This window comes from Marinobacter halodurans, assembly GCF_004327985.1.
GTDB classification, from domain to species: Bacteria; Pseudomonadota; Gammaproteobacteria; order Pseudomonadales; family Oleiphilaceae; genus Marinobacter_A; species Marinobacter_A halodurans.
This window is the reverse complement of the sequence record NZ_SJDL01000019.1, coordinates 1-13,911: the sequence shown is the minus strand read 5'-3', so window position 1 is coordinate 13,911 and position 13,911 is coordinate 1. Positions and strand designations below refer to the sequence as shown.

The 13,911-nt window shown below is 61.6% G+C and carries 10 protein-coding genes; 4 read left to right on the top strand and 6 right to left on the bottom strand.

From position 1 onward, the window contains the following. Position 1 precedes the first annotated feature (1 nt). Positions 2-736, top strand: coding sequence for a phosphoadenylyl-sulfate reductase (locus EZI54_RS12705; protein ID WP_131482266.1), 735 nt, complete (start codon positions 2-4; stop codon positions 734-736). A 74-nt stretch (positions 737-810) separates the two neighbouring features. Here the strand turns inward: EZI54_RS12705 and cysB are convergent, their stop codons facing one another. Continuing rightward, the gene (cysB, locus tag EZI54_RS12700) at positions 811-1,785 is read right to left on the bottom strand and encodes an HTH-type transcriptional regulator CysB (RefSeq protein ID WP_131482265.1); all 975 of its coding nucleotides are present in this window, start codon (positions 1,783-1,785) and stop codon (positions 811-813) included. Positions 1,786-2,002: 217 nt separating this feature from the next. On the opposite strand from cysB, the gene EZI54_RS12695 reads away from it, so the two are divergent. Continuing rightward, positions 2,003-2,779, top strand: a complete 777-nt coding sequence (locus tag EZI54_RS12695) for a sulfite exporter TauE/SafE family protein (protein WP_131482264.1) — start codon at positions 2,003-2,005, stop codon at positions 2,777-2,779. Between the two features lie 231 nt (positions 2,780-3,010). Then, positions 3,011-5,704, top strand: a complete 2,694-nt coding sequence (locus EZI54_RS12690) for a winged helix-turn-helix domain-containing protein (protein WP_131482263.1) — start codon at positions 3,011-3,013, stop codon at positions 5,702-5,704. A gap of 301 nt (positions 5,705-6,005) precedes the next feature. Here EZI54_RS12690 and dinG read toward each other — a convergent pair whose 3' ends face one another. The 5 genes from dinG to EZI54_RS12665 form a co-directional block, all read right to left on the bottom strand. After that, positions 6,006-8,141 (bottom strand): ATP-dependent DNA helicase DinG, encoded by a 2,136-nt coding sequence (gene dinG / locus EZI54_RS12685; RefSeq protein WP_131482262.1) that lies wholly within the window; start codon positions 8,139-8,141, stop codon positions 6,006-6,008. Next, on the bottom strand, positions 8,141-8,929 hold the full coding sequence (locus EZI54_RS12680; protein ID WP_131482261.1) for a general secretion pathway protein GspB: 789 nt from the start codon (positions 8,927-8,929) through the stop codon (positions 8,141-8,143). Before EZI54_RS12680 ends, dinG begins: the two co-directional genes overlap by 1 nt. Before the next feature lie 4 nt (positions 8,930-8,933). Then, on the bottom strand, positions 8,934-10,733 hold the full coding sequence (locus EZI54_RS12675; RefSeq protein ID WP_131482260.1) for an ExeA family protein: 1,800 nt from the start codon (positions 10,731-10,733) through the stop codon (positions 8,934-8,936). Positions 10,734-10,868: 135 nt separating this feature from the next. Continuing rightward, positions 10,869-12,353 carry a DUF3336 domain-containing protein gene (locus EZI54_RS12670; RefSeq protein WP_242674452.1) on the bottom strand — a complete coding sequence of 495 codons (1,485 nt, stop codon included), beginning with the start codon at positions 12,351-12,353 and terminating at the stop codon, positions 10,869-10,871. Positions 12,354-12,399: 46 nt separating this feature from the next. Then, the gene (locus EZI54_RS12665; protein ID WP_131482259.1) at positions 12,400-13,164 is read right to left on the bottom strand and encodes an MlaA family lipoprotein; all 765 of its coding nucleotides are present in this window, start codon (positions 13,162-13,164) and stop codon (positions 12,400-12,402) included. Positions 13,165-13,325: 161 nt separating this feature from the next. Between EZI54_RS12665 and EZI54_RS12660 the strand changes: the two genes are divergently transcribed. Then, positions 13,326-13,733, top strand: coding sequence for an acyl-CoA thioesterase (locus tag EZI54_RS12660; RefSeq protein WP_131482258.1), 408 nt, complete (start codon positions 13,326-13,328; stop codon positions 13,731-13,733). Positions 13,734-13,911: the final 178 nt, after the last annotated feature.

The window sequence follows — 13,911 nt, the reverse complement described above, 5'->3', positions numbered from 1 at the left end:
GATGACTGTAATGGAATCCATAAAAGTACTGAATGAGAGACTGAGCGACCAGTCACCGCGTGCGATCCTGAAGCACGCGCTGGGGAGCTATGATTCGATCGCCGTGTCCTTCAGCGGGGCTGAAGACGTGGTGCTGATCGAGCTGGCCCACAAGCTGACCGACAACCTCAAGGTGTTCACACTGGACACCGGCCGGCTCCACGCCGAAACCTACGCCTTTATCGAGAAAGTGCGCAAGCACTACAACATCGATATCGAGGTCCTCTTCCCCGACGCGGCGGAAGTGGAGGAACTGGTCTCCAAGAAGGGGCTGTTCAGCTTCTATGAGGACGGCCACAAGGAATGCTGCGGCATTCGCAAGGTCAATCCACTGCGCCGCAAGCTGGCTACGGTGGATGCCTGGATTACCGGCCAGCGCAAGGACCAGAGCCCCGGCACCCGCAACGATGTGCCGGTGGTGCAGGTCGACGATGCGTTCTCCACGCCGGAAAAACAGCTGGTCAAGTTCAATCCGCTGGCCAACTGGACCTCCAAGGACGTGTGGGATTACATCCGCATGACGGAGGCGCCCTACAACGAATTGCACGAGAAAGGCTTTATCAGCATCGGCTGCCAGCCCTGCACCCGCCCGGTGCTGCCGGGACAGCACGAGCGCGAGGGCCGCTGGTGGTGGGAGGAAGCAACTCACAAGGAATGCGGACTGCACGCCGGCAACCTGATTGCCAGCGACAAGTAAGGAAAGCAGCCTGACCGATATAAAGAAGGCGGGACATCCATCCCGCCTTCCTTGTTTTCGAATCGGGCAACCGACTAGTGAGTGGGTAGCTCGATACCTTCGAACAGGGCTTCAACGTCCGCCCGGTTGGACTGGTGGGTCGCTTCGTCCACCATTTCCCGGGTCAGGTGCGGCGCAAAGCGTTCGATAAAGTCGTACATGTAGCCTCGCAGGAAGGTGCCCTTGCGGAAGCCGATCTTGGTGATGCTCGGTGCAAACAGGTCGCGTGCGTCCAGGGCCACCAGGTCGCTGTCGGTCTTCTCGTCGAAGGCCATGCTGGCGATGATGCCAACCCCCAGCCCGAGCCGGACGTAGGTCTTGATCACATCCGCATCGGCCGCGGTAAACACCACCTTTGGGGTCAGCCCCTTGCTCTGGAAAGCCTCGTCCAGGCGGGAACGTCCGGTAAAGCCGAAGACGTAGGTCACGATCGGGTACTCCGCGACAGCCTCCAGCGTCAGCGGCCGGCACTGGGTCAGCGGGTGATCCCTGGGAACGATGATGCTCCGGTTCCAGCGGTAGCACGGCATCATGATCAGGTCGTTGAACAACTCCAGCGCCTCCGTGGCGATGGCGAAGTCCACCGCGCCGTTGGCGGCCATTTCCGAGATTTGCATGGGCGTCCCCTGATGCATGTGCAGGGACACCTCGGGATAGGACTCGATAAAGCCCCGGATGATCGGCGGCAGCGCATAGCGCGCCTGTGTATGCGTTGTGGCGATGCTCAGGTCGCCTTTCCGCTGGTTGCTGAACTCCTGGGCGATCTTCTTGATGCCTTCCACTCGGCGCAGGATTTCCCCGGCTTCGCGAATAATGGTTTCGCCGCCCGGGGTAATACGCGTCAGGTGTTTTCCGCTACGGGCAAAGACTTCCACCCCCAGTTCATCCTCGAGCAGACGGATCTGTTTGGAAATACCGGGTTGCGAAGTGAACAGGCTCTGCGCTGTTGCGGACACATTCAGATCATGATGCGCTACCTCCCAGATGTAGCGCAGCTGCTGTAATTTCATCGACCGTCTCGCTCCATCGTCGTTATTATTTGCATAAAAATATAAGTAATAATTCTTTTTAAGAATAGATCCAAAGGTCTACAGTTGAAACCCTCCGGATGCAACGGATTTCCCGGCGGCGGCATTCCTCGTTGTTGTCATCATTATCCAGGCCACCAGCGCTGCCGGTTCAGCTGGTTTTTCGACGGCTCACGGATTTCAGTGTAGATCAAAATTTATGGATATCGTCTTTTATATTCTTGCAGGTGCGGGTGTCGGTCTTGCCGTCGGCCTCACCGGCGTCGGTGGCGGGTCGTTGATGACGCCCCTGCTGCTGATGTTCGGATTCCCGCCCCATATCGCGATCGGTACCGACCTGATCTACGCCGCCATCACCAAGGGGACCGGCGTTTTCACCCACCATCGCCAGAAAACCATCGAATGGCCGATCGTCCGCCGCCTGTTGCTGGGTTGCGTACCCGCGTCGCTGTTGTCGATCGTGCTCCTGTCCCACTTTTTCACGAATCCGGAGGATTACCGCAACCTGCTGGTGTCCATGCTGGGGACGATGCTGATCCTGACCTCGGTGGTGCTGATTTTCCGGCCCTGGCTCCTGCGCCATCGTGATCTGGAAACCAACGACAGCTTCGTGGTCCGCCATCGCAACGGACTGACCACGCTGGCCGGCATTTTCCTGGGCGTCGCCGTTACCCTGTCGTCCGTCGGCGCCGGCGCGTTCGGTACGGCAATCCTGATGATGCTCTATCCCCGGCTGACCGGCGTCCGTATCGTCGGGACGGATCTGGCCTATGCCGTGCCGCTGACCTTTATCGCCGGCATGGGCCACTGGCAACTGGGTAACATCGACTGGCAGTTGCTCGGCGCGCTGCTTATTGGCTCGATCCCCGCCATCCAGATCGGCACCCGGATCGCCCGCAAGCTGCCGAACCGTGTGCTGCAATCCACCCTGGCCGCCATCCTGATGGCGATCGGGCTGAAGTACACCTTCTTCTGAACCGGGCCCGGAACTTGCCTCCGATCCGCGGGTCCTACCGGTCACCGCGAATGGCTATCCGGCCCGGCAACATCTTGACTTCCCTACGTTAAGGCCGACAATCGGTAAGTCGGCCGGTACTCATGCCGGACCGCCCACAGGCAACGACCGGTGAATGCCGCTCGCTGGCAGACATCGATCGTTCCAGGAATCGCCCATGCTTCACCAGAAAAGCGGATTCGCACGCACCCGATGTTGCTGACCACCAAATTCCTGAGACCCGCCGCCGACGCCCGGGCCGTTCGCCGCGAGCGACTGTTGCAGATCCTCCAACGGCGCCCGGGCAAGCGGCTGGACCTGGTGATTGGCCCCGCCGGCTTTGGGAAAACGACACTGGTCAACCAGTGGTGTGCCGACCAGACGTTGCCGGTCGCCTGGCTTTCCCTCGATGAGAACGACGACGATCCCCGGCGTTTCTGGCAGTACGTCACGGGGGCACTGATCCACGCCGGCTTCGCCCAGCTCGAACCCTGCCAGAAGGCCTTCAATACCTACGCCAGCCATGAACTGGAAGGCGCCATCACCGGACTGATCAACGCCCTGGTGGACAGTGCCGGCGAGGGGCTCAACCTGGTCATCGACGACTACCATCAGATTCAGGATCCGGACATCCATCGCCAGTTGGCCTACCTGATCGGCTATCTGCCGCCCGGGATGACCGTTGTGCTGATCTCCCGAACCGAGCCCGACCTGCCGGTGGCCAAGTGGCGGGTCCGCCAGTGGGTGGACGATATCCACCCGCAGTTGCTGGCCTTTTCCGAGGACGAGTGCCGACGCTTCTTTAATGAGTGCATGGCGCTGGATCTGTCCGAGAAGGAAGCCCATCGCATCTGGAAGAAGACCGAGGGTTGGGTAGCGGCCATGCAGTTGAGCGCGCTCTCCCAGCGTGACGGTGTCGGCCATGACGGCACACCACCCCCGAACCCAGTGCCCGAGACGTCACGCCAGATCAACGACTACATCCTCAGCGAGATCCTCGACCAGCAGCCGCAGGCCGTCGCGGCTTTCCTGCTGGATACCGCCTGCTGTCTCCGGCTTACCGCCTCCCTGTGTAACGTCGTGCGCGAATCGACGGACAGCCAGGCCATGCTGGAGTCCCTGAGCCAGCGCAACCTGTTCCTGATTCCGCTGGACACCCGCGACGAATGGTTCCGCTATCACGACCTGTTCCGGGAGGCCCTGTTCCAGCGACTGCAACAGACCCAGCCCGAGCGCATCCAGACCCTGCAGTCACGGGCCGTCACCTGGTTCCTGGAGCACGACCACATCCAGGAAGCGATCGCCCAACTGGTGCAGTTGCAGGACTGGGAATGGCTGGCGGGCGTGCTGGAGCAACACGGCAACAACCTGATCCATGGCGGCTTTCACCTGCCGGTGCTGGACTGGCTCGACAAGCTGCCGGACGGCACCGTTGAAAGCAGTCCGCGACTGTCGATGCTCCGGATCTGGGGCCATTTCTTCGCCAACAGGCTGGATGCCATCGAACCAAGACTGGAGCGACTGGAAGACCTGCTGGATCGCCGCGTAGCCGACTCGCATCCGGATGCCGAAGGCGCCCTGGCCCTGCAAAGCGAAATGGCGCTGATCCGATCCTACCTTGCCCGCACCCGCAGCGACCTCAAGAGTGCCGCTGACCTGACGCAGCAGGTGCTGCGGGACATTGACCACACCCAGATTCCCCTGAAGTCCGTCACCTATTACGGTCTGGGACTGGATTATTTCGGCCGGGGTGACCTGCCCGCCGCCGAGGAAGCCCTGCAGTCGGCCGTATCCCACGGCCAGATCGAGCGAAAACCGTCGACCGTTCTCTCCAGCGGCGGGCTCCTGGCCTGGATCCAGTTCAATCGCGGGCAGATCGAACAGGCGCTGGAAAGCTGTGTCAGCATCCGCAAGTGGATCGATCGCCACTACACCGATCCCAAGCAGCCCAAACTGATCTCCTGCTGGCAGAATTGCACGTTGATCGAGATCTACCGTGAGCGGGACGAACTGGAACTGGCGGATACCCACCTGGCCCCGTTAATGAGTCACCTGGAAAACGGCACAGAACCGGGCCAGCACGTGATCATCCAGTACGCCCGCGCCCGGCTCGCCTTCACTCGCGGCGACTACGGACTGGCGGTCCAGGCGCTTGACGATGCCCTGTCCGTACTCGAACGACGGCGGGAGCACATCGTCTTCGAACCACCGAACCTGACGGCCCTCAAGGCGCGTGTGCAGCTCGCCCAGGGGCACACGGAGGCCGCCCGGGAATGGCTGGAGGCACGCCACCCGGACCGTTTCCGCAACCCTCTCAACGCCGAGCAGGACACCATTACGGCGGCCCGGGTGCTGATCGCCCTTGGTCGTCCCGATGAGGCCACGCCTCTGCTTACGCCCCTGCGGCTGTCGACGGAAACCGGGCAACACCATAAGCACCTGATCGAAGTGCTGACGGTCTATGCCGACGCGCTGGCCACTGAGGGCAAGGCGCAGGAAGCCCTCCCGGTGCTGTCAGAGGCCCTGAAGCGCGCGGCCCGTGAACAGCTTTACCGCACGTTCGTCGAAGAAAGCCCGCAGGTCCACTCCCTGCTCCGGCAGATGAGTCGGCAACAGGTGGATGGCGCCTTCCTGGAGCACCTTCTCGAGCTGCTGCCGGCCAGTACGCCAAGCGCTGCACCCTCCGCACCATCCCGGGCGGAAGGACTGGTCGAACCCCTGAGTGCGCGGGAAACGGAAGTCCTGGAACTGATCAACGAAGGGCTCGCCAACAAGGAGATCGCGGTGCGTATGGATGTCGCCGGCACGACCGTCAAGGCGCACATCCGCAACCTCTATGGGAAACTCCAGGTGAAAAGCCGGACGGAGGCGCTGGCGCGGGCGCGGCAGCTGGAATTACTGGACTGACCGGCTGGGTATTTTGTGACGAGCGTCACACTTTATTCGAATTTATTCGCCCCACTACGCCCTTTGGACGATCCGCCTACGCCCCTACTCCCTCTATTATTATTTCGACGGTGAGGGAAACCTCACCACGGAATCTGAAACTTCAGGCCTTTGGATTCCATGTTCCGTGTTGCTTATTCCAGGGTCATCAAGTCAGAGCCCTGTTTCTCGAAAGGCGTTATTCCGATTGGATTAACGCCTTTTTTTTGTTTGCGGGAAGTAACGCCGGCCCCCGCTTCCGCCACGGGCCGACGCCATTGGATCAGGTGATAACCCGCCGAAATGGCGGCAAGGCATCCAGCAGGAGCTGGCCGTAGCGGCGGGTGACGATCCGGCGATCCAGGATGGTGATGCGGCCGGTATCCTGTTCCGTTCGTAGCAGGCGGCCTGCCGCCTGAACCAGGCGAATCGAGGCATCCGGCACGGTGATTTCCATGAAGGGATTGCCACCGCGAGCCGTCACCCACTCCGCCAGGCTGGCATCGATCGGGTCATCCGGAACCGCAAACGGCAGCCGGGTGATGACCACATGCTGCAGGTAGTTGCCCGGCAGGTCGATCCCCTCGGCAAAACTCGCCACGCCAAACAGCACGCTACGATGCCCCGCATCGATGCGCTCGCGATGATGCCGCAGGACTTCCCCCTTGGCCATGTCGTCCTGGGTGGTAATCAGCTCCGGCCACGCCGGGGCCAGTTTGTCGCGCACCGCGTTCATCTGGCGGCGGGACGTGAACAGGACCAGTGTGGCCAAACCGTCCTCCCAGAGCTCGGGAAGACGCTCCACCAGCGCCTCGGTGAAAGCGTCGGCATCCGTCGGCAACGCCGACATGGCGGGCACCTCCACCGAGGCCATGTCACCGTAACGGAAGGCGCTGGGAACGACCAGGTATTTGCTGGCTTCCGGCAGGCCGGCACGGCTTCGCAGGCGATCGAACCTGCCCAGCGCCGTCAGCGTGGCACTGGTCAGGATCACGCCATAGGCCCGCGACCAGAGGCGCCCATAGAGCAGGCTGTCCGCCAGGACCGGGCTGCTGTAGAAGGTAATGTCCTCGCTGTGGTCGAACCGCTGACGCACCGCCCAGCGTGCCGGTGGCGGCCCCTTCTCTTCCCGGGCGGCCTGCCAGGCCATCCAGAGGCGGTGCTGGTCCTCGGCCCGGCTGTGCAGGCCACCCACCACCGGGAACCAGGCCTCGGCGGTCTGGCGGTCCACGTCGTGATCGCGCTTCTCATCGAATGCCTTCTGCATCTCATCGACCAGCACGCCCAGTTGACGAGTCAGGGTGGCGCTGGCGGTACCCGCTTCGACCGCCGCCCGCGCCATATCCTCCGGCAGTTCGCCGTCGGGGTAACGCCACTGGGCGCTGTTCCGGTCGTCCTCGAAGGTCCACTCAACGCTCTTGTCGGCCAGTTCAAAGACCTGGCCCAGCAAGGCGTCGTAGTCGCGGGATGCCTCACTGATGCGGTCGAGCGTCTTGGAGGCATGGGACGCCGGAGCCAGGTGCGGCTTCATCTTGACGATGACCTGGGCCAGTTGTTTCAGCCAGCTGCGGGTGCCGTTCAGCGACACCGAGGCCGCGAAGTGATTGAGCGCCTTGTCCGGCAGGTGGTGGGCCTCATCGAAGATGAACACGGCGTCTTCCGGCCTGGGCAGGATCGCCCCGCCCCCGAGCGCCAGGTCCGCCAGCACCAGGTCGTGGTTGGCGACGATCACATCCACCTCGTCGACGCCCTTGCGGGCCTCGAAGAAGGCACAGGTATCGAAATAGCTGCAATGACGGTTGGTGCACTGCCGGTGATCGGTGGTCACCTGGCGCCAGATGTCATCCGGAATCTGCTGGGGCCAGTGATCGCGGTCGCCATCCCAGTTGCGGGAAGCGTACTGACCGAGCATTTCCTCGAAGAACTCCCGCGTGCCGGGCTCGTCTTCCTGCTCCTTGTCCAGCAGGAACAGGGGCATGGTGTCGCTGTCCTGGACGCCCTCGTCGTGCAGGCGACCCTCAAGGCGCGACAGGCACAGGTATCGCCCCCGGCCCTTGGCCAGCGTCCAGTCGAAGTCCAGTTTGGTGTGCTGGCGCAGGTCCGGCAGGTCTTTCTGTACGATCTGGTCCTGCAGGGCCACCGTCGCGGTGGAGATCACCAGCTTCTTGCCCAGCGCCTGCGCCATGGGGATGGCGGCCAGCAGGTAGGCCAACGTCTTGCCGGTACCAGTGCCCGCTTCCACCACGCAGGCCGATGCCGGCGATGTGCGCTCGCCATCGTCCTCGGTAATCCCACCCAGGTAACGGGCAATCTCAGCAATCATCAGCCGCTGGCCATAGCGGGCCTTGACGGACTTGCCGTTCAGGAGATCCCGGTAACCCTGCTGGATACGCTGTTTGACGTCGTCGTTCAGGGCCATTAGCGGGGACTGGTCCAATCGCGGACGACACCCACACGGAAGGTCTCGCCATAGGCACTCAGGACCACCCCGTCGGAGGTGATCGCCTCCACCCGGATACCGGAGAAACTGTCGCCCGGCCGCAGGTAGTTGCCGTTGATCATCACCCGCCGGGCAGCGGGATCCGACGCGTAGATATGACTGCTGAAATGCAGGTCGGGAATCTTGCGCTGGAAGGCGATCGGTTTCTCAACCAGGTGCTCCACCGGAGGTCCATCGGCAAAATCGAAATTCGAAGCCGGCAACGCGGGCGTGGAGGCATCGGACTGCGACGGGACGATCAGCGTGGGTTCGTCGGAATCGGTTGCGGCGCTGCCAGCCTCCGGGAACGCCTTCTCGGCGTAGGTGGGTGCGGGCTCCTGACTCGGCGTCGAGGGTTTGATGACGGTAGGCTCAGGCTCAATCACCTCCGGGGCGTCGGCCGTTTTCTCCTGTGCGGCCCCGGAGGGCTCCGAGCGCGACCCGTTCTCACTGGCCGCATCAGCGGTGCTGGATTCCGGAGTCTGCTTGACAGACGCGGCAACGGTCCCCTGCTTGTCCACGGAGGTTGCCAGGAACCCGCTTCCCGGCCAGAAAATGGCCGCCAGGATCAACCCGTTGAACAGCAGCGCCAGCGCCACCCAGCTGCCGACGGGTATCGACCGGCGCCGGGGTTTGTGGACCATCTGCACGGATTGGGCTAGATCCGGCACCCGTCCCTGTTGGCGGTCGCTTTCGGACTTACGGAGCGCATCGAGAATATACGACATGCGATCAATGAACCTCCGCCGTCTGCCGGCGCGCGGGTGAAAGTCGTGGAATCGAGGGGTACAGGTCGGAATTCATCTGGATCAGGGTCTTGGCGCCGGCAATGCCGTCCGGGATCAGCCCCTTGAGCGACTGGTACCAGGCTATCTGGTCCTTCAGGCTGGCGGCCATCAGCTCGTCCTGCTTGCTGACGTTGCTTTCCAGCGTGCTGATCAACTGCATCAACTTGGCGCTAAGCCAAGCCTCCTCGCCGACCGCTTCGTCGTTCGGGACCAGACTGGAGCGATAAGGCGGCAGGCGCCAGACCAGTGAATAATCCCCCAGCCAGTAACGATCCACCAGGTCCGTCGACAGATCGAGCGTCTGCTCGCCCAGCATCAACTTGGCCTCATCCCCTTCCAGACCAATCAGCGTGGCGTAGCGCGGGTCGCCCTTGTCATCAAACAGTTTCAGGATCACCGGCCGGTTGAGCTGTTCGACACTGCGCCAGTTACCCCGGCGATGCAGGCAGCTCAGCCCGACCGTTTCCGCAAAGTCACAGGCGTAGTGATACTGGTGGACATCGTAATCGAATCCCCAGCGGGCAAACAGCTGGGAGTAGGCCTCGGCCTGATCGCGCCCGGCATCCTCGGCCAGCGACAGCCAGTTCTGCGGCACATTGCCATCGCCATTGGCACCGTTGGGATTGCCGGTAAAGGGCTGCTCGGCAACCGCCTTGACGACCTGGCCGTCCGCCGCCGGCGGGTTGGGATCCTGTTCGGCGACCGGGTCGGTGGTGTCGGCCACGACGTCAGCAACGGTTTCCGATCCCCCTTGCGGAGCGGCTGCCGGTGCATCTTCTGGGACCGTCGCTGCCTCGGCCGCGCCAGCGACGGGTTCCGCCGACCCGGGACTCAAGGGGTCAACGGCATTCCAGCCAAGAATCAGCGCCAGCATCAGGCCCGCAGCACCGGCCGCGACATAGCCTAGCTTCAGCTTGTTGACCGGCAGGAGCGGATGGGGCCGCCCCAGGACCTCACGGGCCGCCTGGGCGATATGGTCGCGGGTAACCTCATGGGTGCCTTCCGAGTAGGCGCCCAGCAGCGCCCGGTCACAGATCAGGTTGATCACGCGGGGAATACCGCCGCTCAGGCGATAGAGCTGGGCCATCCGTGAGGTATTGAAGAACTCGCTGCGCTGGCCGGCCACACTCAGGCGATAGCGCAGGTACGCCGGCAACTCGCTGCGGTCGATGGCATCGAGATGGTAGCGGGCGGTAATCCGTTGGGCGAGCTGCCGCAGTTCACGGGTTTCCAGCATCTCCTGCAGTTCCGGCTGCCCCAGCAGGACGATCTGCAGCAGCTTCTTTTCTGCCGTTTCCAGGTTGGTCAGCAGGCGCAACTGCTCCAGCACATCCGCCGACAGGTTCTGGGCTTCGTCGATGATCAGCACCGGGTGGCGTCCGCGGGCATGGGCATCCAGCAGATGCTGGTTGACCAGGTCGATCAGGCGCTTGATGGAACTGCCGGCGGGATGGCGAATACCAAGCTCGTCGCAAATACTGGACAGCAGTTCCCGGGCAGACAGCCGGGGGTTGAGCACCAGCGCAATGTCGACATTCTCGGGCACGTTCTCGATAAAGCAGCGGCAGACGGTGGTCTTGCCGGTCCCGACTTCGCCGGTAATAACAATGAACCCGCCCTGCCCCTGAACGCCATACATCAGGTGCGCCAACGCTTCCTTGTGCCGTTCGCTCAAATAGAGATAACGGGGGTCCGGCGCGATCGAGAATGGAGGTTCCCGAAAGCCGAAAAACTCGTAGTACATGGGTGTCCAGTCTGTAACGGGATATAGCCAGGAACCCTGTATGATACCGTCCCGTTCTCATCACTGTCACCACATGTCACCACTTGTGGCACCTTTCTGTGATCCAGGTGATCCGGGCCGCGCCAACCGGCATGTTCAGGTATCCTGTGACGACACCAGCCTCAGATCGCCGCGACAGCCCTGCATCCGGTCGCGTACGCGCTGGATACAACGCTCCAGCGTCTTGGAAATCTTTGCGTGGGATCGGATCATGGAAATCTTGGGCCATGTGGCCCGCTCGCCCTCCAGCATCATCTGGCGGATAAACACCGGGGAGGGATTGGAGAGCATCTGGATGTAGTGGTGCCATGAATAATGCGGCGCGATGGTGACATCGCCGGAGTAACGCTGCGCCATGATGGTATAGAGATGCCCGGAAACCTGGCGGAAGAGCTCCGGTTGAACCCGCTTTCGCAGGTAATCGAACAGACCACGGCCATGGAATTGCATCTCGGATTTCAGCGCATGCATGGGCAGCTTCAGCAGACCCAGTTTCTCGTCCCGGCCGCGCCGATTGAGAAACGGCACCACGTGCGGGTTGCTCTGGCTGACGATCGTGAAGTTGACGTCGTAGAGATGCATCAGCCGCTCTATGGGCAGGTCGCTGACGACCGACCCGTCAACGAACTTCAGGCGCGGCATGTACGGCAAGACCGCGCCTCGCAGATCCTTCTTCATCAGGGTGACGGGCGGGAAGATGGCCGGGACCGCCGCCGAGGCCAGCGCCGCACTCCAGACCAGCAGGTAGGGTGACGTATAATCGCACAGCAGACGGGGTTTTTGGTTGGCCTGCACCGGCGATACGCTGATGTTGATGGAGCGTCCGGTCCGGTCGTAAGCTTCCTCGAAGGTGTACTCACCCATGTTGGCGCGCAGGTTGGCCATCAGTTGTTTCTGGTCCATAAAACCCTGGCCGTTGATGCCCCGCAGCAGCCCGTTCCACTTCCAGGCCTTGAGGTGATGGGTCTCAGGATTGAACAGTTCGGGAATTTCAGCATCGGTATGGGTGCCCAGGATACCGGCCATGATCGCCCCGACACTGGAGCCTGCAATGGTCTGTGGCAGCAACCCTCTTTCCCACAATGCCTTGATGACCCCCAGGTGGAAGGTTCCCAGTGAAGCCCCGCCACTGAGCAACAGCGCCGGCCGTCCATAACTGGTCAGCGTGTCCTCGAAGAAGCGCAGCTTGGCTTCGGGGGTAAAGCCGGGGATGGCCTGGTCGCAGAGAAAATCGAGGGATTCGCACACCTGATTGATGTAGGTCTCGATCAGGTGCTTGGTTCCAACCCTTGAACGGGAATAGAGCGCGGGATTGCCCATGTTGCCCAGATCATGGTGAAGTCCCTCGCGCAACGCGCGGCGAAGACGCTCATAATCATGGTTCTGGTGGTATTCCCGCAGGTGCGTCAGCCGGTCGAAGATGAGCTCGTAGTGATAGAGATCGGACGGATTCTCCTCTTTCCACTCAACGTTACCCTCGAGATAGTCCAACTCGAGGGCAGCGGCCTTCCACATCTCATAGTTCGGCGCCTGGGCCAGGCGCTTGCGGTACGTCTCGATCCTGCCGGCTGCAATCATCATCGTCCCCTGCTGGAGCCAACACCCTGCACTCGGCTACCGGTTCTGCCTAGAAATTCTCGAACATCACGTCGCCATCGTCGTTGGCAAACGGATCATTTTCAACTTTGCCATCGTTGATCAGGTATTGGCGACGCTGGAGATAGGCACTCCTGACGAAAGTGTAGCTGTCTCCGGAGATAAAGCTCTCGGCCGGAATGAGATCCGCCCTCGTGTCCACGGCCTGCAGTCCGCGCATGTAGTATTTTTCCGGGCTATCGATATAGTCCCAGGTGCTGGGCATGACCGTCAGGTCCCCGACCAGCCCCCCGAAGTCACGCCCCGTGGACGGCCCCAGGAACGGCAGCACAAGATAGGGGCCGCTGCCCATTCCCCAATAGCCGAGGGTCTGTCCCAGGTCCTCCGGGCGTTCAGGCAACCCGAACGCCGTGCCCACATCGATCAGGCCACCCAGACCGAAAGTGGTGTTGTAGGTGAAACGACCCAGGGCGACGACCGCCGATTCGCCCTTGAGCTGCAACACGCTGTTGGCGAAGTTGTTCAGCTCGCCCAGGTTCGTGAAGAAGTTGGTGACCCCCTTATCGACAAAATCCGGGGTGATGAAGCGATAACCTTTCGCCACGGGACGCAGGAACCAGTCGTCGACAAACTGGTTGAACGCGTACACGTTTCGGTTCCACCCTTCCCAGGGATCGCGAGCATCCTGGGGGTGTTTATCTTGCTGAGCCAGCGCCTGATTGGCGGCGAGAACGGTCACGATAACCAGCACGACACGTAGGTGGCGGGCTCCGGCGAAAGCAGTCAGGAATTTCATTTAGCAGCCTGATATTTTGACTTCAAACAAGTTTTATCGAAAATAGCCCGTCACGCCGGATACGGTCATCCGCATATACCGCAATTGAAGCTGCCCCGGATCGCGTCTCTCGACGCTGGCGGGCAACAGAAACAAACAGCTCCAATGAGGAAAGACAAGCCATGTCAGAGTTCGGTCGTCTCGTCCACTCCCTGGACATTCCCATGCGCTGGGGAGATATGGATGCCTACGGGCATGCCAACAATACGGTTTATTTCCGCTTTTTTGAAGAAGCCCGTATCACGTGGCTGGATTCCGAGAACCTGCGCAACCTTCCGGACGGCACCGGGCCGGTCATCATCAAGACCAGCGCCACCTTCCTGAAGGAGCTGAATTATCCCTCAACCGTGACCATCAGGACCTACGTCGGAAAGGCCGGCAACAGCAGTCTGGAGACCTTCTACGAGCTTCATGACAGCGAGACCGGTGACAAGTACGCTGACGGCTATGCCAGGATCGTCTGGTTCGATCACCAGACGCGGAAGTCCACGCGGCTGCCGGACAGATTACGCGCCCTGGCCGCAGAATAAATGCCTGATCCTGCCAAATTAACGGACAATCCTCTCCCGCTACGACGCTTTATCGAGTAGGAGGGGGAGTTGCCTCCCCCGTCCTCTCACACCACCGGGCATACGGTTCCGTACCACGGCGGTTCATGATTGGCTCTGAAGCCGGTTTATCGTATCCAGCAAACTGACCAGAGACAGG